The 20,797-nt window shown below is 38.1% G+C and carries 23 protein-coding genes; 6 read left to right on the top strand and 17 right to left on the bottom strand.

What is annotated here, in order from left to right; all coding sequences use genetic code 11:
- Positions 1–90: 90 nt before the first annotated feature.
- Positions 91–1,182: a serine hydrolase domain-containing protein gene (locus V3Z67_RS08280; RefSeq protein ID WP_330442853.1), complete on the top strand. Its 1,092-nt coding sequence runs from the start codon at positions 91–93 to the stop codon at positions 1,180–1,182.
- A gap of 36 nt (positions 1,183–1,218) precedes the next feature.
- Here the strand turns inward: V3Z67_RS08280 and V3Z67_RS08275 are convergent, their stop codons facing one another.
- From V3Z67_RS08275 to V3Z67_RS08220, 12 genes are all read right to left on the bottom strand, one after another.
- Entirely contained in the window at positions 1,219–2,439 is a 1,221-nt protein-coding gene (locus V3Z67_RS08275; protein ID WP_330442852.1) for an outer membrane beta-barrel protein, read from the bottom strand.
- A gap of 36 nt (positions 2,440–2,475) precedes the next feature.
- Positions 2,476–3,429, bottom strand: coding sequence for a signal recognition particle-docking protein FtsY (gene ftsY / locus V3Z67_RS08270; protein ID WP_330122788.1), 954 nt, complete (start codon positions 3,427–3,429; stop codon positions 2,476–2,478).
- A 95-nt stretch (positions 3,430–3,524) separates the two neighbouring features.
- The gene (locus V3Z67_RS08265) at positions 3,525–3,677 is read right to left on the bottom strand and encodes a DUF4295 domain-containing protein (RefSeq protein WP_330442851.1); all 153 of its coding nucleotides are present in this window, start codon (positions 3,675–3,677) and stop codon (positions 3,525–3,527) included.
- 9 nt (positions 3,678–3,686) lie between these two features.
- Positions 3,687–3,869, bottom strand: a complete 183-nt coding sequence (gene rpmG / locus V3Z67_RS08260) for a 50S ribosomal protein L33 (RefSeq protein ID WP_035132451.1) — start codon at positions 3,867–3,869, stop codon at positions 3,687–3,689.
- Between the two features lie 28 nt (positions 3,870–3,897).
- Positions 3,898–4,134 (bottom strand): 50S ribosomal protein L28, encoded by a 237-nt coding sequence (gene rpmB / locus V3Z67_RS08255; protein ID WP_035132449.1) that lies wholly within the window; start codon positions 4,132–4,134, stop codon positions 3,898–3,900.
- 79 nt (positions 4,135–4,213) lie between these two features.
- On the bottom strand, positions 4,214–5,461 hold the full coding sequence (locus tag V3Z67_RS08250; protein ID WP_330442850.1) for a competence/damage-inducible protein A: 1,248 nt from the start codon (positions 5,459–5,461) through the stop codon (positions 4,214–4,216).
- 6 nt (positions 5,462–5,467) lie between these two features.
- A complete protein-coding gene (locus V3Z67_RS08245; protein WP_330442849.1) occupies positions 5,468–5,812 on the bottom strand; it encodes an Hpt domain-containing protein in 345 nt (114 codons plus the stop codon).
- A complete protein-coding gene (locus V3Z67_RS08240) occupies positions 5,812–6,426 on the bottom strand; it encodes a fumarylacetoacetate hydrolase family protein (protein ID WP_330442848.1) in 615 nt (204 codons plus the stop codon). Before V3Z67_RS08240 ends, V3Z67_RS08245 begins: the two co-directional genes overlap by 1 nt.
- A gap of 30 nt (positions 6,427–6,456) precedes the next feature.
- The gene (locus V3Z67_RS08235) at positions 6,457–7,233 is read right to left on the bottom strand and encodes a 3'-5' exonuclease (RefSeq protein WP_330442847.1); all 777 of its coding nucleotides are present in this window, start codon (positions 7,231–7,233) and stop codon (positions 6,457–6,459) included.
- 9 nt (positions 7,234–7,242) lie between these two features.
- Positions 7,243–7,914 (bottom strand): M15 family metallopeptidase, encoded by a 672-nt coding sequence (locus V3Z67_RS08230; RefSeq protein WP_330442846.1) that lies wholly within the window; start codon positions 7,912–7,914, stop codon positions 7,243–7,245.
- 103 nt (positions 7,915–8,017) lie between these two features.
- Positions 8,018–9,442, bottom strand: coding sequence for an RtcB family protein (locus V3Z67_RS08225; RefSeq protein WP_330442845.1), 1,425 nt, complete (start codon positions 9,440–9,442; stop codon positions 8,018–8,020).
- Between the two features lie 692 nt (positions 9,443–10,134).
- Entirely contained in the window at positions 10,135–11,649 is a 1,515-nt protein-coding gene (locus tag V3Z67_RS08220; protein WP_330442844.1) for a TROVE domain-containing protein, read from the bottom strand.
- Positions 11,650–11,929: 280 nt separating this feature from the next.
- Between V3Z67_RS08220 and V3Z67_RS08215 the strand changes: the two genes are divergently transcribed.
- The 3 genes from V3Z67_RS08215 to V3Z67_RS08205 all read left to right on the top strand — a co-directional run bounded on the left by V3Z67_RS08215 (position 11,930) and on the right by V3Z67_RS08205 (position 13,957).
- Entirely contained in the window at positions 11,930–12,949 is a 1,020-nt protein-coding gene (locus tag V3Z67_RS08215; RefSeq protein WP_330442843.1) for a helix-turn-helix transcriptional regulator, read from the top strand.
- Positions 12,950–13,166: 217 nt separating this feature from the next.
- Positions 13,167–13,382 (top strand): hypothetical protein, encoded by a 216-nt coding sequence (locus V3Z67_RS08210; protein WP_330442842.1) that lies wholly within the window; start codon positions 13,167–13,169, stop codon positions 13,380–13,382.
- A 32-nt stretch (positions 13,383–13,414) separates the two neighbouring features.
- Positions 13,415–13,957, top strand: a complete 543-nt coding sequence (locus V3Z67_RS08205) for a DinB family protein (RefSeq protein WP_330442841.1) — start codon at positions 13,415–13,417, stop codon at positions 13,955–13,957.
- A gap of 76 nt (positions 13,958–14,033) precedes the next feature.
- Here the strand turns inward: V3Z67_RS08205 and V3Z67_RS08200 are convergent, their stop codons facing one another.
- The 4 genes from V3Z67_RS08200 to V3Z67_RS08185 form a co-directional block, all read right to left on the bottom strand.
- On the bottom strand, positions 14,034–15,356 hold the full coding sequence (locus tag V3Z67_RS08200; RefSeq protein ID WP_330442840.1) for a dihydrolipoamide acetyltransferase family protein: 1,323 nt from the start codon (positions 15,354–15,356) through the stop codon (positions 14,034–14,036).
- 104 nt (positions 15,357–15,460) lie between these two features.
- Positions 15,461–16,621, bottom strand: coding sequence for a glycosyltransferase family 2 protein (locus V3Z67_RS08195; protein ID WP_330442839.1), 1,161 nt, complete (start codon positions 16,619–16,621; stop codon positions 15,461–15,463).
- A gap of 103 nt (positions 16,622–16,724) precedes the next feature.
- Positions 16,725–17,225, bottom strand: a complete 501-nt coding sequence (locus V3Z67_RS08190; RefSeq protein ID WP_330442838.1) for an Hsp20/alpha crystallin family protein — start codon at positions 17,223–17,225, stop codon at positions 16,725–16,727.
- 92 nt (positions 17,226–17,317) lie between these two features.
- A complete protein-coding gene (locus tag V3Z67_RS08185) occupies positions 17,318–17,878 on the bottom strand; it encodes a DUF2199 domain-containing protein (RefSeq protein WP_330442837.1) in 561 nt (186 codons plus the stop codon).
- Between the two features lie 102 nt (positions 17,879–17,980).
- Between V3Z67_RS08185 and V3Z67_RS08180 the strand changes: the two genes are divergently transcribed.
- Positions 17,981–19,846 (top strand): ABC-F family ATP-binding cassette domain-containing protein, encoded by a 1,866-nt coding sequence (locus V3Z67_RS08180; RefSeq protein ID WP_330442836.1) that lies wholly within the window; start codon positions 17,981–17,983, stop codon positions 19,844–19,846.
- A gap of 21 nt (positions 19,847–19,867) precedes the next feature.
- Positions 19,868–20,476, top strand: coding sequence for a hypothetical protein (locus V3Z67_RS08175; RefSeq protein WP_330442835.1), 609 nt, complete (start codon positions 19,868–19,870; stop codon positions 20,474–20,476).
- On the opposite strand, the gene V3Z67_RS08170 is transcribed toward V3Z67_RS08175, so the two are convergent.
- On the bottom strand, positions 20,473–20,727 hold the full coding sequence (locus V3Z67_RS08170; RefSeq protein ID WP_330442834.1) for a DUF7218 family protein: 255 nt from the start codon (positions 20,725–20,727) through the stop codon (positions 20,473–20,475). The genes V3Z67_RS08175 and V3Z67_RS08170 overlap by 4 nt on opposite strands.
- Positions 20,728–20,797: the final 70 nt, after the last annotated feature.

Here is a 20,797-nt window from a genome sequence, read left to right as displayed (position 1 = left end):
TTTAAGCATTTAAAAATGTCTGCAAATTTTAAAACACGAGTTTAACGAAAACAAGTATTTAATATCTTTAGCATCAGTTACTATAACCGTATGAAAAAATTATCACTTATAGCATTAAGTTCCTTTTTGGTTTTCGCCTGTAGCTCATCAGACGACAGTACAACCGAATCGGGAGGAACAACCAACCCTCCCGCAGAGGAAGCCATGTACTTCCCTGATAACGGAACCGATACCTGGGAAACCAAGTCTCCCGCTACACTGGAGTGGAACGAAAGTAATATTCCGCCACTACTGGAATACTTAGAAACAAAAAATACCAAATCCTTTATGATACTTGTTAACGGACGTATTGTAATGGAAAACTATTTTAACGGACACACAGCAACTACTCCGTGGTATTGGGCAAGCGCTGGTAAAACCCTTACAGCAACATTAACAGGCATAGTCGAACAGGAAGGGTTTATTAATACTAATAATAAAGTCTCCGATTATTTAGGCACAGGATGGACCAGTACAACATTAGACAAAGAAAATCTTATTACATGCAGGCATTTACTAACCATGACATCCGGACTGGATGATTCATTGGGGGACGATGTTTCTCCCGCCAACCTACAATACATTGCAGATGCAGGTGCACGATGGGCTTATCATAATGTATATGTAAAACTGCAGGGTGTTGTAGCACAGGCTACCGGACAATCGTGGAGCACTTACTTTAACAGCAAACTAAGAGATCCTATAGGAATGACAGGTACCTGGTTGGAAAGCGGAGAAGACCTGAGTGTATACTGGAGTACCACCCGTAGCATGGCACGCTTTGGCCTACTGGCACTTAATAACGGTAAATGGAAAGAGACACAAATTATAAACAGCAGCTATTTTAATAGTACCATAAATACCTCACAGGAAATCAATAAATCCTACGGATATCTATGGTGGTTAAACGGAAAGGAAAGCTACCACCTACCACAAACACAGTTTGAGTTTAACGGTCCGGTTATACCATCGGGACCAACAGATATGTACATGGCACTGGGAAAAAATGACCAGAAAATTTATGTGATTCCGTCTAAAAAAATGGTAGTCATACGAATGGGTAATGCTGCCGATGGTGAAAATTTTGCATTATCGGGCTTTGACAATGAGCTTTGGCAAAAAATAAACTCCGTTATAGAGTAAAAAAAAGAGCCGCTTTATAAGCGGCTCTTTTTCTTTTTATAAAAATGTATATTTAAAATTCAGTCCTAATTTACTGAATTTATAATTACTGTTATAATCTACAACTTCCCTTGGAGTATCGTATCTTACTTCTACACCCATTTTATCTGAAAGAGCATAACCAAACCCAACACTCAGGTAAAAATTATGTGCTAAATCATACTTTGTTATAGACCCCACAAAATACTCTCCTGTTCCATACCTGGTTTTCACTAACTCTCCCGAGGCAAAGCCCATCCCAAAACCTGCATCAAGAAACAATCCTTTATTGTTTTTATTTTCGTTAAAATAATATCTCGGCCCTAAAACAATACTAAAATAACTAACATCCAGCTTAGACTCTTCTGCAAGCCTATCTGTACTGGCAGAAGGTGTGATTGTTTCAAGTTCGGATGCCAACATTGCATACTCAAGTCTTAAAAAGCCTCCTAAATTACCTGAAGATGTCACAACAACAACCTCAGCTCCTATGTTAAGTCCGAAACCGCTATCATTACCACTTCCTCCTTGTGTTTTTGTAGAGAGCATATTAAGCGTAGGACCCGCATAACCATTTACTGAGAGTTCAATTTTTGAAGCCACTTTGTTTTCATACACTGCATAAGCTCCTTTATGACATTCATTGTAGGCTACAAATACTTTTTTAAGAGAGCTTTCGGTATAACTTAAAGAATTATAGTTAATATCTGAATCATCACATCTAACATTATTATACAAATCCTGTTTGTAAGTAATATTCTCTTTTACATCGTTATTATTAAAAAAGTATTTTTTGTACACTAACTGACTCAGTCTTATTTGTTTTGAATTTATCTCGTAAAAAAATTTATTTTCTCCGTTATAAATACAAGAATACAAAGAAGCATCCCCATCTACTATTACATTAAGGAACAATGTTGCTTTTTGCCAGTCGGGATCTTTGAAATTAGAATAAAATTTTACAGATGAAGATCGTGATCTATCCACTTCAACTGTTTTCTTAATTATTCTGGTGCGATTATCAATACCATACTCTTTTATCGTTTGAAGCTCTAATTTTTCAAAAGACTCTGAATCATCTTTTCTAAATTCAATGTCATTTAGATTTGAAAAATTATCCGACTTAAAATAGCCGTTAATTCTCACATCGCCATTAGTAACATAATAGCCTTTATTTTCTTGGGAATAAGAAGCTACAGTGACAAAGAAAAATGCCACCAACAGAACATAAAATTTCATTTATTTGTAAGGTGATTAATTGATTAATTTTGGTTTTTATTTAAAGAATGAATCTACAAATTCATATTTATTAAATACCTGTAAATCCTCTATCCCTTCACCAACACCAATATATTTTACAGGTATCTGGAACTGGTCTGATATACCAATTACAACTCCTCCCTTAGCAGTACCGTCAAGTTTGGTAACTGCAAGCGAAGTAACCTCTGTAGCAGCCGTAAACTGCTTAGCCTGTTCAAAAGCATTTTGCCCGGTAGAACCATCCAGCACAAGTAACACATCATGCGGAGCATCGCCTACTACCTTTTGCATTACTCTTTTCACTTTAGAAAGTTCATTCATCAGGTTCACTTTATTATGTAACCTTCCGGCAGTATCTATAATCACAACATCGGCATTTTGAGTAACGGCCGACTGTAACGTATCAAAAGCAACAGAAGCAGGATCACTACCCATTTGCTGTTTTACGATAGGAACACCTACCCTGTCTGCCCAAACCTGTAACTGATCAATAGCGGCAGCTCTAAAGGTATCGGCAGCTCCAAGTACTACATTGTGTCCGGCTTTTTTAAACTGATAAGCAAGCTTACCAATTGTAGTAGTTTTACCCACACCATTCACACCTACCACCATAAGCACATAAGGCTTTTTATTGGCAGGAATTTCAAAATCGGTAGCTTCACCCGTATTGGTTTCAGACAATAATCCGGCAATTTCTTCCCTTAATATCTGGTTAAGCTCATCTGTCCCAAGGTATTTATCTTTGGACACACGCTCTTCAATACGCTCTATTATTTTTAAGGTAGTATTTACACCAACGTCAGACGATACAAGTATTTCCTCAAGGTTATCAAGTACCTCATCATCAACTTTAGATTTACCTGCAACAGCCTTGGAAAGCTTAGAGAAAAAAGAAGTTTTTGTTTTCTCAAGCCCTTTATCTAAAGTCTCCTTCTTTTCAGAAGAAAATATTTTTTTAAAGAAGTTCATATGCTTTTAAGTCTCGTTTTTCCGATGGTAAATATAGAAAATAAAAAAGCTACTCCCGTTACTGAAAGTAGCTTTTCTATATATGTATTGGATAATTATTTCTTCTTTAGAAATTCATCCACAAGTTCTGGTACCATAACAGCCTCAACAAATGTATAAGCTCCTGATTTTGGAGACTTTACCATTTTTATAGCTTTAGTAAGCCTTTTTGAAGATGTTTGTAACGTTGCTACGGTTTTCTTTGCCATGACGTATAATTATTTGATTTCTTTATGTACAGTTACTCTCTTAAGGACAGGGTTGAATTTTTTAATCTCTAGTCTGTCTGGAGTATTCTTTTTATTTTTAGTAGTAATATACCTAGAAGTTCCTGGTACACCTGAAGCTTTATGCTCAGTACACTCTAAAATTACCTGTATTCTGTTACCTTTCTTTGCCATCTTGCTATATATTTATTAGGTAAGGATATTATTTAATAAATCCATTAGCTTTAGCATCTTTAAGAACTGCAGCTAAACCTTTTTTATTAATCGTCTTGATAGTAGAAGCAGCCACCCTAAGAGTAATCCATCTGTCCTCTTCAGGAAGATAAAAACGCTTCTTCACTAAGTTTACACTAAACTTTCTTTTAGTCTTGTTCATCGCGTGGGAAACGTTATTTCCTACCATCGCTTTTTTACCAGTAAGGGCACAAACTCTTGACATTATTTATCGCTTTTATATCGTTATTCAAAATCAGGGTGCAAAGTAACAAAAAATAAAACTATTACACAAACATAATCAATCAGTTTTTTAAAATTTCCTGATAAATAATTTCCAAAGCTTTGTTTGCCGCACGTTCTATGACCTTTTCACGTGGTTGACCAAAGTCAAACTTCTCACTATAAACCCCTTTTGGAGTAGCAATACCAATAAAAACAGTACCTACTTCGGCATCAGAGTCACCTTTTGTAGGGCCGGCATTTCCGGTAGTGGCAACAGCATAATCAGTACCAAAAATTTTCTTTGCCTGAGATGCCATAGCTTCAGCTACCTTAGCACTAACAACACTAAATATATCTATGAGTTGTTGGTCTATTTTCAGCATATTCACTTTGGCTTCGGTTGCATAAGCCACCGCACTACCCTTAAAATAGGCAGACGACCCTGGTTGTGCCGTTAACATTTGCGCTATCCTTCCGCCGGTACAGCTTTCAGCTGCCGATATGGTAAACTTCTTTTCGGTTAAAAGTTTGGCTAAAACTACCTCAAGAGTCTCATCCTCATCATAACCAACAATAATATCACCTATAATTGCTTTTAGTTTTTCAGCCTCCTCTAAAATGCTTTTGCGTAAAAAATCTTCGTCTATACCTCTTGCAGTTAGGCGCAACCTTACCCTACCAGGACTTGGCAGATAAGCCAGCCTGATAAACTCCGGAAGGTTATCTTCCCATTCCTCTATACGCTCGGCAATAAGGCTTTCACCCTGCCCATATGTAAGTATGGTTTTATGAACTATAAAAGGACGTTTGAATTTTGAAATAAGCCTCAGGATAACCTCATTATCCATTAGGTACTTCATTTCATAAGGCACTCCCGGAAGCGATATGAAAACCGTGTTTTGGTTTTCCATCCATATACCCGGTGCGGTACCTACCCTGTTAAACAGCACAGTACTTCTTGACGGCATCAGCGCCTGATCTTTATTCATTTGTGAAGCCGGGCGCTTCATTACCTTTTCAATAAGCTCTGTTACATGTTCCAGTACAGTTTCATCTACCACCAGCTCATCATTAAAATACTCGCAAAGTGTTTTTTTGGTAATATCATCTTTTGTAGGCCCAAGCCCCCCTGTCATAATAACAAGGTCAACGCGGTTTTGAAGTGAGGAAAGCGTTTCCAGTATATGCTCTCGGTCATCACTTATAGAGAGCATCTCTATTACTCCTATGCCTATTTTATCTAACGATTTTGCTATAAAGGCCGAGTTAGTATCTACTATCTGTCCTATTAAAATCTCATCGCCTACGGTAACAACTGCTGCTTTCATACTATATTAAAGGCTGTAATCTTTTTTTATCTCTTTAAGCGCGTGTTCTATTTTATCTTTAAGGCTTTTATAAACCTCTTTAATTTCTTTTTTCTTACCCTCGCTCCTGCTCCATGTTTCTATAGCAAGCACTTCTTCATAAGCCAGGTCCATACCCAACATATCCAGCGTTGGCTTTATTTTATGGGCCGCATGGTATACCATTTCATAATCCTTCTCCTTTAGTCCTCGCCTTATGTTTTTCACCTCCGGCGGAACCTCTTCTGTAAAAAGTACCATTATTTGTTTTGCAAATTCCACATCGTTATCAGAAATCGCATAAACCTTAGATAAATTATAGTGTAATGCCATTATTTTACCTGTATCCTGAATATTTTTTTTCCTTCAATCGAACCTTCCAGCACATCGTCCGGGTTTACTTTACCTACCCCTTCAGGCGTACCTGTAAAAATAATATCTCCTTTTTTAAGCGTAAAGTACTGCGAAACATAGGCAATAAGTTCATCTATTTTCCATAGCATGTTTTGCGTATTGCCTTTTTGTACTATTTCACCGTTTTTAACAAGCTCAAAATTAATATCATCTACCGAGGTAAACTCCGACTTATTAATAAACTCTTCTCCTATTACTGCCGAACCGTCAAACCCTTTGGCTTTTTCCCAAGGCAATCCTTTTTCCTTTAGTTTGGACTGCAGGTCGCGGGCGGTAAAATCTATACCAAGCCCTATCTCACTGTAATACTTGTGGGCAAATTTAGCATCTATATACTTACCTACCTTATTAATTTTTACAAGTATTTCCACCTCATAATGTACATCGTTGCTAAACTCAGGGATAACAAAAGGAAACTTCCTTAGAACCGGGGCTGTATCCGGTTTTAAAAAAATAACCGGCTCTTCCGGCCTTTCATTTGCAAGCTCCTCTATATGGCGGGCATAATTCCTGCCAATGCAGATTATTTTCATTCTTGTAACGTTATCTAAACGGGGATTATTTTATACTAATTTATTGTTTAATTTTCTCAATTTAATAGCAGTAAGCACTTTTTTTGTATACAAAGGAAAATCGGCATTTTGTATCCACCCGAAATAACCCGGTTCCTTTTCCAGTATTTCTTCCACTTTTGCCCCCTTATGTTTACCAAAGGTAAATATCTCGTTTCCGTCTTCATCCAGCGCTATGAAACCGGCAAAGTCTACCGCTTTTTTACGTGTGGTATACTCCGAAAGCAATTTCATATCGTTCTCCAAATCGTCATATCTGTCCAGTTGAGACTTAAGTATTTCATATGTGGCATTCACATCAGCCTCGGCACTGTGGGCATTTTCAAGTATTTGTCCGCAGTAAAATTTAAATGCCGCACTAAGGGTACGTTCCTCTTTTTTATGGAAAATGGTTTGCACATCTACCGTTACCCTGTTTTTCATATCAAAGTCTACATCGGCTCTAAGTAACTCTTCTGCCAGTAACGGAATATCAAATCGGTCTGAATTATATCCTGCCAAATCAGAATCCTTAATCATGTTATATACCTGATGCGACAAATCTTTAAACGTAGGTTCGTTCGCCACCTTTGCATCATCTATACCATGAAACGTGGTAGACTGTGGCGGTATAGGTCTTTCTGGGTTCACCAGCCAGGTTTTACTTTCCTTGTTCCCATTTGGGAATACCTTTAATATTGATATTTCAACTATTCTGTCTTTGGTTATATCTGTCCCTGTTGTTTCCAGATCAAAAAAACAGATAGGCCTGTTCAGTTTTAGTTCCATTTCTTTTATTTATTGTTGTGTTTTGTCGTCGCATTCCCACCTAAAGTCGGAAGTTTCATATCGTCTCTTTCTATAATCAAAGTGCCACCATTCATTATCATAGGGAGTAAATCCCGCTTCCTTCATAATATCACGCAGCTGTTTGCGGTTATTTTGGGCTTTCGCCGATATCTTATCGGAAATATAATGAGAAAGACTCGAAAAATCATCAAATTCATTCCCCATATCCAGTAAATTCCCCTCATTATCTGCCAGAGACAAATCTACGGCTGCACCCCTGTTATGGTTTGAACCTTTACCCGCAGGCGCTACATATTTGGGATTGTTTACTATTTCAAACATTTTTTGCTGATACCCGTAAGGACGGTAGCAGTCAAAAATAACCAATTTAAGACTTTTTTGATTAGCCAGTGTGTTAGCTTTTTCTAAAGCTTCGGCTACTTCCGGCCTAAGGAAACATTTGGCACAGGGATAAATTTTCTGCCCCATAAAGTTAGCCGTATCGGCATAAGCCATTTTATTGACCATGCCTTTAGCATCCATATTTATTTCCTGCCAGTCGCTACTGTCTTTCATAACCAATTCCTGATGAAAATTATTTGTACGCTTTTGATCTGTAACCGTACTTGTACCAAGCACCAACAGCACCAAAACACCTAATATAGTCAAAATAGTTTTCACCTGTTTTTTGTTTTATATCACAAAGATAGGGAATTGAATTAATGACCAAAGACAAATAAAAAAGGGAGACAGAAAAAAACTGTCTCCCTTTGCACCACATTGTTTAATCTTCCTGACTTCCGTCGTCGGCCATTCGTACCATTTTCGGGGTAAACTTAGCCACAACATCTACCAGGTCTTTTTGAGAGGCCATCACTGTATTGATGTCCTTATAAGCCATAGGCGCTTCATCTTTTCCGGCCCCAATAAGGGTCACGCCATGATCTTTAAGCACCTGCCTCATATCATCTCTTGTAATATTCTTAATAGCCTGTGTTCGGCTCATTAACCTTCCTGCACCGTGTGAGGCCGAATTAATTGCGTTTTCCTCACCTTTACCTCTAACAAGGAATCCCGCCGCAGTCATACTTCCCGGTATAATACCCATGACACCTTTCCCTGCCGGAGTTGCTCCTTTACGGTGTACAATTACCTCTTCACCGTTTAAAATTTCCTTCCAGGCAAAATTATGGTGGTTCTCTACCTTTGCAAGCACTTTACCTCCCACAGTCCTCGTCATTTTATCGTGTATCACCTGATGACAGGCCGATGCATAATCTCCGGCAAGGTTCATGGCTATCCAGTATTCCATACCTTCCTGCGAGTTCATATCAAGGTAAGCAAGGTTTTCTGTCTCTCTTGGCAGCTTACAAATGCTTTTTGCCAGCTTGGTATAATGACCCGCAACAATACCTCCCAATCCTCTCGAACCCGAATGGGTTAACAGGGCGAGGTATCTCCCCTTATCAATATTAAGTACCTCATCCCTTTGTTCAAATTCTATAATACCGAACTCCACAAAGTGGTTACCTCCACCCGATGTACCTAATTGTGACCAAGCTTTATCCTTTAAGCTTTTTAATAACGGATTTATATTGAACTCTTCTCGGTCAAGTACATCGTGGTTTGCTTTTTCCTTACCCTTAAATCCCTGCCCGGCACCAAATTTAGACTGGGCAATTAATTCCCTTTTAAATTTTGCCTGATTTTCCATAAAGAAACTTTCAGGGATATCATATATAGACAAAGCCATTCTACACCCAATATCTACACCTACACCATAAGGAATAATGGCATTTTTTGCAGCCAGCACACCACCAATCGGCAGTCCGTAACCCTGATGAGCATCAGGCATTAATGAACCTGCTACTGTTACCGGTAACTTCATAGCAACCTTCATCTGGTCTTTTGCACCTTCTTCAATATTCTGCTCTCCGTATATGGTATATTCGTTAGTGTTTTCAACCAGCGGAATCACTACATCTTTCGGCTTGTTAGCTTCATCAATTATAGCATGAGCCAGATTCCCTAACGCTTCATCTTCAAGAAAACTTTCGGGAGCATCATTCAGGTTTTTCAGTAAAACCAATACTTCTTCTTTATCCTGCGAAGCGTATTTTCTGTTCACAAGAGCAAGGGTTATACCTAAAACTGCATTTTCTTTAAAACCAATGTTTAACAAATCGGTTCCCGTAATTAATCGTTCCATAATTTTATTATGTATGCAAAAACATGCGTTAAAACTAAAATTTATAATTTTTTAATAAAAAAGAGGCAAAAAGCGTAAAGTGACTGAATTTTTGGAGAAACGAAGTAACACTTAACAACGGCACTCTTTTATTAGCCGGGCTAAAGGCGTGAAGTGACCTGCGGGACTTGAACCCGCTTTAATCAACCGGACGAAGTAACACTTCCCTACGGCACCCGACAGATTTTTAAAAGAACAAAGAAGCAAAAAGCGGCAAGAGAACGGGGCATGTCTAGCCGGAGTCGAACCGGATAACCTTGCCATATAAAAATAACTACGCTATTCCTCCCCAAAGTTGAGACGAAGTATCCCTTACCTACGGCATCCTTTTTTCTTAAAACAGGGTTACAAACGAAAAGAGACTATTTTTCTTGCTCTACCGGACTGAGCTACATTTTACAATGACAGGATTCGAACCTGCGACACAGAAATGGACGAAGTAACTCTTATCTACGACACCTGTTATATTTAAGATGAGGCTATAAACGGAAAGACCTCTTTAACAAGTCTTACCAATTAGACCATATCCCTTTCAGGATAGCAGCTATCGAAACTGCATTGTGCCAACCCAAACGAAGTAATTCTTCCCTACGGCACTCATCTGTAATGAACTTTTATTAAGCTCCCGCAGCATCCCCGGCTGCAGGAGCGGTCTACAATTTGATTTGGCTTATCTTTTCCATAGCAATCGCCGTATCATCTACAGCATTAAGAACATCAAAGATCTTGTCAGACCAACCTGCAATCAAATACACATCATTTCTTTTTATATCCAGAGGCATACTACCATGCCCTGCAAGGTCAAATATATACAGCTTAGCTTTTGGCGCTAGTTGCTTGTACATTTTCCATGAATTCTCAAACGAATTAAATCCATTATTACTATACATCTGTACATCGGTAAACAGCATCACCTTATCCACAACCTGTTTTCTTTTTATAAGGTCGTCTATAACCAAATAACCGTATGTAGAATAACCTACTTCACCAGCTCTCCTGTAATACTCCTGTACATTTGCAAGCACATTTCTACGTGGCATGTTTATTATTTTCCACTTATCGCCAAACATACCGCTAATCACATTTTTACATTGAGACTGTAGCAACATACCCAGCATAAGTCCCACATCATAAAGCATTACACTACTTCTTGCCGAAACAGGCTGCTGCATGGAGCCCGAAACATCGCAGGCAATAACTACCGAAGTATCAGCATCAAAACCCTTTACATTACGCGCACTGTGCATAACGGCATCTTCCAGAGCTTCCAGTACTACAGAAGCATATTTAGAGTTATGCTTTTTAACCTCCCTGTATGCTGCAAGAAACCTGAAAGGCAATTGCTTTGAATTTGCCACAGCCTGCTCGTTTGCTATGTAATCGCAAACCATATATAAATGGTTTATCGAGACATTTGCATCCAGTATATTCCTTAGGTTACGCATAATTGCCATATAACCTACTTTTTTACTTTCTATAAGTTCCTCCCATTTTTGGGCTATTGCTAACTGTTTAACATGTTCGTTTTCAAATTTAGCTTTACCCAGTTCAGACAGTTCTGTTTCCCATGTATAAGGCGTAGCCAGAGTATCGGCAGCAATTTTATTGAATACTGCCTGCTGGCTCTCATCTTTTGCTTTTGGGTGTACCAGAAACAGGGCATCTTTTAGTTTTACTTCTGTTTTCCTGTTGTACTTCGCAAACTGATACTCATCAAACCTGTTAAATGATGCTGCAAGTCCTTTTTGTACCTGCTTAGAAAGCCTGTTCAGCTTTTTTACACCATTACGCTGGTTTGCTATTTGATAGTAAGCCAAAAGCTCGGCTATCTCATCAGCACGCTGCACTACACCGTTTATAGTCTGACTCACAATAGAAGTGCCCGATGCCTGTTTTGCAAGCTCTACCGAAAGTACCAGTGGTACACTCCTTAAGTACATTTGTGTTCTCACATAAACGGCTAACTTTGCAACAAACTCAGCATCACATTGGGTTATCAGGTTTTTAATCCTTTTAAGTCTGTCATCCCCCGATTCGTAAAATGTATTACTCAGCCCGGTTGTAACCACCGCTGTATACAGTTCTATTTCGGGAGTAACTTTATAAGCTTTTGCCCCTTGGTAATTCACAGTTGTGTTTTTTGTTTTGGCTAAAAAATTGAATTTCATAATACAAATCTTTATGGTTAAACTTAAAATTGGAAAGGTGTGGCTTTAATGTCTCATCCTGACATTGCAAAGATGGTCACCTATATACGCAATGAATATGCGCAGTAAAATATTTTTTGAAAATTTTTATTTAAAAAACTGATTTAAAATAAATTAAATCTTAAAATAATTTTTAAAAATTATCAAAAAATAAAATGTACGCAATTACACTGCGCAGTAAAATGATTTTTACCTACATTTGAAGTATCAATTTTTACCCAAAACCGACAAAATCATCAATATGGCTACAAATAAGCTTGCCCTTTTGCGATACAAAACCATTGACCAATGCCTTAAAAACAGGTTTAGGAAATGGACACTGGAAGATCTTATTGAAAAAGTATCGGACGCTTTGTACGAATATGAAGGTATCACCACAGGGGTAAGCAAACGCACGGTTCAGTCAGATATACAAACAATGCGTAGTGACAAGCTGGGTTATAACGCTCCTATAATAGTTACCGATAAACGCTTTTACACATATGAGGATGCTGATTACAGCATTACCAACTCCCCTATCAATACTGCCGATATGGATAAAATGAAGGAGATTGTAAGCGTACTCAAACAGCTTAACGGGTTTAACTACTTTGATGAGATGAGTGACCTGATTGCAAAACTGGAGAACAACGTAAACAAATCGGCCGACAGCAATAAGAACTTCATACAGTTTGAAGATAATAAGGAACTAAAAGGCAGGGAACATATAACCCCTTTGTATCAGGCAATATTTAATAAAACGCCTTTGTTTTTAGAATACAAATCGTTTAAAGCATTAAAGCCAAGCAAGGAAATATATTACCCATACCTTTTAAAGGAATACAGAAACCGTTGGTTTTTGGTTTGCAGACCAAAATCTAACCCAAACCTGTTAACCCTAGCTCTCGACAGGGTTATTGAGTTTCACCCGTTACCTAAAGAACTGTATGTAGAATATGAAGGAGTTAACTTTGAACGTTATTTTGACGACCTGCTAGGTGTAACCAAATCACACAAGGATAGGCCAAACAAAATAATATTACACGTAAACAAGTACAACGCACCTTATGTTATTACTAAGCCCATACATGCTTCCCAACAACTGTTAAGTAAAAATGAAACCGGTATAACAATACGTATAGATGTAGTGCATAATTTTGAACTGGAAAGAGAAATATTAGGATTTGGAGAAACTATAGAAGTCCTGTCTCCCAAAAAACTTAGGGATATAATTGCACGCCGTTTACACAAGGCTTCAGACAGATACAAGGATAACCATTAACCCTCTTTTCTACCATTTATAGTATTGTCAACACTATTGTCAACACTATTGTCAACACGCCATTTATCACCGTAAATGGCTGTGAAATAATTTTGTATCACTTTGCCAAATAAAATGACAGGCATTAAACTTTAAAGTACAATTATTATCATTGTTTCTATTGTAACTTTACACTACTTAATAATCATCATCAATCATCATCTAAAAACCAACAATTATGAAAAAAGTGTTCGTTTTTAAAACTTCTGTCCGCACCAGTAAACAAATACGTTTTGCCAACAGGATACTTGCTGCTATCGATTCGGTTTTAAGAGTCGATTTTGACCCCGAAGACTGTGACCGTATTGTAAGAATTGAAAGCAATAAGGAAATCGCAACAAAGGTTATCAACCTATTTAAGGCAAACGGATTAAACTGCGAGGAATTAGTTTAACCATTCAACAATCAATCAAAAGAACAAACAGTATGATTACCAAACCCGAAACAAACGAGTATCCGCCAAGATTAGAAATGTATATAGGCCTAACTAAAGAAAATGGGCTTATACAGCTTATGAGACAGGACCGTAAGCAAACGTACAACTTTTTTAAAAACATTAGTCCCGATATGGCAAACTACCGCTATGCCGAAGGCAAATGGACTATTAAACAGGTATTAATGCATATAAATTATGTAGAAAGAATAATGCAGTACCGCGCTCTGGCAGCTTCCAGAGGAGATGACCAAACTCCGTTTGGATTCACTAACCATGAGGCTTACATAAAAAATGCCGAAGTAGAACGCCATGATATTGACGAGCTACTGGAAGAATTCAATGTAATTCGCAACTACAGTATAGAGTTCTTTTCGGGACTTACCGAAAAGCAACTCCAATTATGCTTAGGAAGCGGGGAAGATGCTGTTTCTGCAAGAGCTGTGGGTTATGCGCTTATAGGGCATGTACGCCATCATATGAATATTATTAACGAACGCTACCTTAATACTGTAGCAGAATACAAAGCGCTATAAAGAAGCATTGCTATGAATAAGAAACAAAAAAGCCTCCCTTAATACGGAGGCTTTTTTTTTATGAGTCAAGAGATGATTATATATCTCTGTTTGGATCAAATGCTTCAAGGTATTCAGCAACACGCTTAACGAACGAACCTCCCAGCGCTCCGTCTACCACACGGTGGTCATAACTATGTGAAAGGAACATTTTCTGACGGATACCTATAAAGTCACCCTCCGGAGTTTCGATAACTGCAGGTACTTTCCTAATCGCTCCGAGAGCAAGAATACCTACCTGAGGCTGGTTGATGATTGGTGTACCAAACACACTACCAAATGTACCTACGTTAGTTACTGTATAAGTACCTCCCTGAGTATCGTCCGGCTTAAGTTTACCAGCCTTAGCACGGTTACCTAAATCGTTAACCGCTTTTGCCATACCTACAAGGTTAAGTTGATCTGCATTTTTAATTACCGGAACGATAAGGTTACCGTTTGGTAATGCAGCCGCCATACCAAGGTTAATATTTTTCTTCCTGATGATGTATTCACCATCAACAGATATGTTCATTAGAGGGAAATCTTTAAGAGCTTTTGCCACAGCCTCCATAAATATAGGAGTAAATGTAAGCTTCTCACCTTCTCTCTTCTCAAATGCACCTTTTACCTTATCTCTCCATTTTACAATGTTGGTAACATCTACTTCGATAAACGACTGTACGTGTGCCGAAGTTTGTACCGACTGTACCATGTAACCTGAGATAAGTTTTCTCATCCTGTCCATCTCCACGATCTCATCCTGTCCGTTTACAGATACAGGAGCAGCTTTAGCAGCCTGCGCCGGTTGTGCTGCAGGAGCAGGCTTAGCAACAGGAGCAGCAGTTTGAGCCGGTTGTGCAGCTGGCTGAGAACCTCTGTTCTTAATATAATCTAAGATATCGTTTTTGGTTACCCTTCCATCTTTACCTGTACCGTTAATGGCTTCAAGTTCAGCTAGAGATACACCTTCTTCTTTTGCAATGTTTTTTACTAACGGAGAGAAAAACTTCTCAGACTCAGAGAAGTCTACTTGAGCAGTAGCAGCAGTTTCCTGAGCTACCTCAATCGTTTTGGCTACAGCCTCTGCAGCAGCAGGAGCAGCTTCGGTTGCTTTTGGAGCTTCTGTTGCAGCACCGCCTTCAGTTTCGATATAAGCGATAGTTTGCCCCACCTGAACCACATCATCCACCTGGAATAAAATCTCGGTAAGTACTCCCGAAACTTCCGACGGAACTTCTGAGTCCACTTTATCTGTGGCAATTTCTAAAACCGCTTCATCAGCTTCAATGCGGTCTCCCACATTTTTTAACCAATTTGTAATCGTTGCCTCAGCAACACTTTCACCCATTTTGGGTAATGTTAATTCAAATTTTGCCATATCGTTAACCTAAAGGTAAAATTAATCTTTCCGCTTGCGAAATTACTAAAAAAAATCAGTTTTTGCCCGTTTTACAATAGGTTTGTGAGCACTTTTACAATTATTTAAGCTTTAATTGTAATTACCTGCCCCCTGTCGTTACTATCGTTACTACCAATAATAAAACGGCTGCCTTCCGGCCTGATCTTAAAGGTAAGTCCTGATTGGCTTAATTTCTCCATAAATTTAATTATCTCAAAAAAATCAACCGAATTATTGTCAAAAATCACCTCAACCTGTCCGTATCCGGAAAACGATTGCGAATTTAATAATTTTTCATCAGGTTTAGCATAACGCGTTACTTTTTTTTCAAGACTGTCTTCCAAGGCAATACGCAAACTCTCATCGCCTGAGAAAAGCACATACTCTTGAGGAACAACAACCTCTCCTTTCCTACTGCGCTTTACTACAGCAAAAAACAAAGTACCTGCACGCATAAACAAATCAAAAACAGGAGAACTCCTAAAGTGTTTTTTATAAAAAAACTGCATTGCCTCCCTAAAGCGCTTCATATAAGTACTGTCTTTAACCGTGCTCTCACCTTTATAATGTACAACCGTAGTTTCGTGAAAGTAATAGTTAACCTTACCCATTTGCTGTATAGTATACGACAAATCGATATCATCACTATACATAAAACACCCTTCATCAAAACCACCTGCCTGTAAATACAGTTCACGTTTCATAACCATAAAGGCTCCCACCAGTATATCTACCACACCCGTTTCATTTTGAGTAATGTGCTGAGCATAATATTTATTAAACATTGATGACTTAGGAAAAAACTTATACAGTCCGCCTATTTTGGTAAAAGCCACCCAGGGAGTAGGCACACCCCTTTTGCTTTCCGGTAAAAAAGTACCACGACCGTCTACCAGCTTAACTCCGGTAATCCCCATATCAGATTTCCTTTCAGCAAACTGCAACACTTTTGTAAAAGTATCTTCCGCTACTACAGTGTCCGGGTTCAGTATACATATATACTCACCCTTAGCCGCAGCTACACCTATATTATTACCTTTTGGAAAACCCGAATTCTCTTTACTTTCAATAAGGGTAACATAAGGAAAGCGCTGTTTCATCATTACACAGCTATCATCAGGAGAGTTATTATCTACTACAATTATTTCGCCGTCAATATCTTTAAGAGCCTTTTGTACACTTAGCACGCACTGCTCCAAAAAATAGCGAACATTGTAATTAAGAATAATAACCGATAACTGCATAGCGCAAATATAATTATTATGTTGAATTGGTTATTTACCTAATGTACCAAAATAAAAAAGCGTCCTTCATCAGGACGCTTTTCAAACCAACTAACTCAAATCATTATGAAATACTAATCACTTTTTTCTCTTTTGGAAGTGCTTCGTCTTTTTTCGGAAGCATTATTTTTAAGATACCGTCTTCATACTGAGCTTCAATACTTTCCTGATTTACTGTTTCAGGCAAAGTGAACGATCTTTTGAAAGAAGAATAACTAAACTCCTTACGGGTAAACTTACCTTCTTCTCCTTCTGTATTCTCCGTTTTCACTTCGTTAGAAATAGTAAGGATATCATTATCCAGCTCAATATTAAATTCTTCTTTTTTAAATCCCGGAGCCATAAGCTCTACAAGGAAATTATTTTCTGTTTCTTTTATATTAACAGGTGCCGTTTTATTTACATACTGTGTACCACCCATTAAATCTTTAAATAATTCATCCATTACAAATGGAAAGCTGTTTGTGTTGTTACGTTTTACTAAGTTCATATCGTTTAATTTTTTAGTTTCAAACATTTGCTTAGTAATAGTCAACTTCTGTTCCAATACAAAAAATAATGTCATTTTGTCGGTTTACATGACTTTTTGTCTATATCGCCAATAAAAAAGCGTTCCTCATAGAAACGCTTCTGCCAAAACACCAGTAACATAACCGGTTAAGCTTCACTATCGCAACCTTTTAAAACATTATCAACACGTTTTTGTGCTTCTTCTTTAGAAATACCATTATAATATTCCTCAACAAAAGGATGGGAAAAACTTTTATGTGGTATAATTTCAGGCCTGTTGGCACCTCCATTATATACCACATTAACAGGAACACTCAAAGTATCATCATACCCCTCTAAAATATTACTTATCCAACCAAAATACACAGCTTCATAATCATTTGAATCAAAATGAGATTTATAATCTAAAAAACTCTTTTCACTAAGAGACACCCATAATCCGTAATGTAAATCTTCACAGCTACCAACCACCTTTTGAAAAAGCACTACACGAATAAACCTATCTATTTGATTAGAATGCTCTATAACACAAAAATCACTATTTAAAGAAGCTATATTCTCCTTATCATAATCAGATAATTGTGAATAATAAATAGGAGCATTATAGCCCAATGCGGGCCAGTTTTCATGATATTCACCACATTCTGCGCATTTATATTTTACCCTCTCCCTTTTATTAAAGAAAATATTTTTTAACCTGTTGAACATATAGTATAAATTAAACACTTAAATGTAAAGATAAGAGCGAAAACATGTTTCAGAAACAAAACATGACACAAAAAGACTATTTTTGCACAAAATCATACAGCAGTGAACTATCTTTCAGTTGAAAACATATCCAAATCATTTGGCGAACGTACCCTTTTTGAGAATATCTCTTTCGGAATCAATAAAGACCAGAAAATTGCCTTTGTTGCCAAAAACGGAACCGGTAAAACAAGTATACTCAAAATAATTACCGGAGAAGACACACCCGACAGCGGACAGGTAGTGATACGCAAGGAAATCAAAATGGCTTTCCTGTCACAGGAACCCAACCTTGACCCCGAACTCACTATTGAGGAAAGCATATTCGCATCAGACAACGATACACTGAAAGTAATTGAGCAGTACGAAAAAGCACTGGAAAACCCCGAAGATGAAGAAGCTTACCAAAAAGCGTTTGAGCACATGGACGCCAATAATGCCTGGGATTTTGAAACACAGTACAAGCAAATACTATTCAAACTAAAGCTGGAAGACCTGAAACTGAAGGTTAAAAGCCTTTCGGGAGGACAAAAAAAGCGTTTAGCCCTGGCTATCATCCTTATTAATAAGCCCGATCTTTTAATACTGGATGAACCTACTAACCACCTTGACCTTGAAATGATTGAGTGGCTGGAAAATTATTTCGCCAAAGAAAACATGACGTTGTTTATGGTTACTCACGACCGCTTTTTCCTGGAACGTGTATGTAACGAAATAATAGAACTTGAAAACGGAAACCTATATCAATACAAAGGCAACTATTCGTACTACCTTAACAAAAAAGAGGAACGTGTAGCTGCCGAAAACGCAAGTATTGACAAAGCAAAAAATCTTTTTGTAAAAGAACTGGACTGGATGCGCAGACAGCCAAAGGCACGTACCACCAAGTCAAAATCCCGTCAGGATGACTTTTATGTAATTAAAGAGAAAGCACACAGCCGTCGCAAAGACCACCAAATTGAGCTCGAAATAAACATGGAGCGCATGGGCAGTAAAGTGGTCGAACTACATAATGTATCTAAAAAGTTCAAAGATAAAACCATATTGGATAACTTTAGCTACAACTTTAAGCGCGGTGAACGTATAGGTATTATAGGTAAGAACGGAACCGGAAAATCTACCTTCCTTAATATACTTACCCAAAGCATGCAGCCCGATAACGGCAAGGTTGTTATTGGAGAAACTATAAAACTGGGTTACTATACACAATCGGGCATTAACCCGAAACCGGAACAAAAGGTTATTGATATTATTAAGGAGTTTGGCGAATACATTCCGCTTACAAAGGGCAGAACCATTTCGGCAGCCCAACTGTTGGAACGTTTTTTATTCGACCGTAAAAAACAGTACGACTTTGTAGAGAAACTTAGCGGTGGTGAATTAAAACGTCTTTACCTGTGTACCGTATTAATACAAAACCCTAATTTCCTTATACTGGATGAACCTACAAACGATCTTGACATTGTTACATTAAACGTGCTGGAATCTTTCCTTCTGGATTATCCGGGGTGTTTACTTGTGGTATCGCACGACCGTTACTTTATGGATAAGATTGTAGACCACCTGTTTGTTTTCCGTGGCGAAGGCATTATTGAAGACTTCCCGGGTAACTATAGCGACTTCCGTGTTTATGAGGATAGTACCGAACCTGTTAAGGAAGAAACAAAACCTGCTGCCGATAAAAAAGCCTGGAAACAAAATCAGGTAAAAGCCGGACTTACCTTTAACGAACAGAAGGAATACCAGAAAATAGAAAAAGAAATTAAAGATCTGGAGAAACAGAAAGAAACTATCGAACAGCTTTTCTCAGACGGTAAAGTAGCCGATGATGCGATTACAGCAAAGGCTGACGAACTACAACAGATACTTGATAAAATAGACGAAAAAACAGAGCGCTGGTTTGAGTTAAGCGCCAAAATGGAAGAATAACCCTAACACACTTTTGAGACTATGTCATACCTAACGTTTCTTTTAAAATCAAGCAATGCACACGGCATACATTCGCCTTTTGTATATGAGTTGGTAACCGAAGGATTTTATTCCGGAAAGAAAATATCAGGTAATGGCAAAAACGGACTCAGCGGTAAGGTACTTACCATTTTATTCAAAACCATTAATCACTGCAAGTCATTTAAACTGGTAGTATACGGAGAAAATTCTGACGAGGTTACCGAAACCATTCGTGAAGTAGGCGAAAGGACAAAAACCAAACTATGGTTCTTTTCCCCTATGGCACCTGTACCGGGCGGACTTGACCTTGGCTTTATTTGCGGAAGCAATACCCAAAGCATCATGAAAGCCTTTGAACAGCTTCATAAGGATGTAACCGACCAAAACCTGTTTGTACTGCCCAACATCCATAAAACACCCGAAATGGAAAAGGCATGGGAAACCATAAAAAAAGACCCGAATGTTACGGTCACTATAGACACATACCATTTAGGCCTCATTTTTTTCCGTAAAGGGCAGGCAAAACAGCATTTTATCATCCGTCCGTACCGCTCCATTTTACTTGATGCTGTTTTAGGCATTCGTAACCTATGGGGATTACTGGCTTAATTATGTCGCAAGGCATAGGCAAGCTCTGCTTTAGTCATTTTACTTCGCCCTTCAATACCTACTTTTTTAGCTTCATCATACAGGCTTTGCTTGGTGCGGTCTTCATACTTTTTAGCCTTACCACCCCTATACCCCGCACCTACACTGTTAGCGATACGTGCCGATTTTTCTTTACTGTAACCTTTATCTCTTAAAGTCTCATACTGCTCTTCATTTTTTATTTGAGGCCTTGTATCTTTTCCTTTAGGCATAACATATATTTTTAATTGGTTTCACTACATAAAGTTACCAAACCACTAAACAACAACACGTTAAACGGTG

The organism is Flavobacterium sp. C4GT6 (genome assembly GCF_036347315.1).
GTDB lineage: Bacteria > Bacteroidota > Bacteroidia > Flavobacteriales > Flavobacteriaceae > Flavobacterium.
This window is presented reverse-complemented; position numbering and strand designations above follow the sequence as displayed.

What these genes read in the sequence shown, in the direction of transcription:
- V3Z67_RS08205 (WP_330442841.1), top strand. Translation starts at nt 13,415, where the DNA reads ATGATTACCAAACCCGAAACAAACGAGTATCCGCCAAGATTAGAAATG.
- V3Z67_RS08275 (WP_330442852.1), bottom strand. Translation starts at nt 2,439, where the DNA reads ATGAAATTTTATGTTCTGTTGGTGGCATTTTTCTTTGTCACTGTAGCT.
- V3Z67_RS08200 (WP_330442840.1), bottom strand. Translation starts at nt 15,356, where the DNA reads ATGGCAAAATTTGAATTAACATTACCCAAAATGGGTGAAAGTGTTGCT.
- V3Z67_RS08190 (WP_330442838.1), bottom strand. Translation starts at nt 17,225, where the DNA reads ATGACATTATTTTTTGTATTGGAACAGAAGTTGACTATTACTAAGCAA.
- V3Z67_RS08235 (WP_330442847.1), bottom strand. Translation starts at nt 7,233, where the DNA reads ATGGAACTAAAACTGAACAGGCCTATCTGTTTTTTTGATCTGGAAACA.
- V3Z67_RS08225 (WP_330442845.1), bottom strand. Translation starts at nt 9,442, where the DNA reads ATGGAACGATTAATTACGGGAACCGATTTGTTAAACATTGGTTTTAAA.
- ftsY (WP_330122788.1), bottom strand. Translation starts at nt 3,429, where the DNA reads ATGAACTTCTTTAAAAAAATATTTTCTTCTGAAAAGAAGGAGACTTTA.
- V3Z67_RS08245 (WP_330442849.1), bottom strand. Translation starts at nt 5,812, where the DNA reads ATGGCATTACACTATAATTTATCTAAGGTTTATGCGATTTCTGATAAC.
- V3Z67_RS08185 (WP_330442837.1), bottom strand. Translation starts at nt 17,878, where the DNA reads ATGTTCAACAGGTTAAAAAATATTTTCTTTAATAAAAGGGAGAGGGTA.
- V3Z67_RS08265 (WP_330442851.1), bottom strand. Translation starts at nt 3,677, where the DNA reads ATGGCAAAGAAAACCGTAGCAACGTTACAAACATCTTCAAAAAGGCTT.
- rpmG (WP_035132451.1), bottom strand. Translation starts at nt 3,869, where the DNA reads ATGGCAAAGAAAGGTAACAGAATACAGGTAATTTTAGAGTGTACTGAG.
- V3Z67_RS08210 (WP_330442842.1), top strand. Translation starts at nt 13,167, where the DNA reads ATGAAAAAAGTGTTCGTTTTTAAAACTTCTGTCCGCACCAGTAAACAA.
- rpmB (WP_035132449.1), bottom strand. Translation starts at nt 4,134, where the DNA reads ATGTCAAGAGTTTGTGCCCTTACTGGTAAAAAAGCGATGGTAGGAAAT.
- V3Z67_RS08175 (WP_330442835.1), top strand. Translation starts at nt 19,868, where the DNA reads ATGTCATACCTAACGTTTCTTTTAAAATCAAGCAATGCACACGGCATA.
- V3Z67_RS08250 (WP_330442850.1), bottom strand. Translation starts at nt 5,461, where the DNA reads ATGAAAGCAGCAGTTGTTACCGTAGGCGATGAGATTTTAATAGGACAG.
- V3Z67_RS08280 (WP_330442853.1), top strand. Translation starts at nt 91, where the DNA reads ATGAAAAAATTATCACTTATAGCATTAAGTTCCTTTTTGGTTTTCGCC.
- V3Z67_RS08195 (WP_330442839.1), bottom strand. Translation starts at nt 16,621, where the DNA reads ATGCAGTTATCGGTTATTATTCTTAATTACAATGTTCGCTATTTTTTG.
- V3Z67_RS08170 (WP_330442834.1), bottom strand. Translation starts at nt 20,727, where the DNA reads ATGCCTAAAGGAAAAGATACAAGGCCTCAAATAAAAAATGAAGAGCAG.
- V3Z67_RS08240 (WP_330442848.1), bottom strand. Translation starts at nt 6,426, where the DNA reads ATGAAAATAATCTGCATTGGCAGGAATTATGCCCGCCATATAGAGGAG.
- V3Z67_RS08215 (WP_330442843.1), top strand. Translation starts at nt 11,930, where the DNA reads ATGGCTACAAATAAGCTTGCCCTTTTGCGATACAAAACCATTGACCAA.
- V3Z67_RS08220 (WP_330442844.1), bottom strand. Translation starts at nt 11,649, where the DNA reads ATGAAATTCAATTTTTTAGCCAAAACAAAAAACACAACTGTGAATTAC.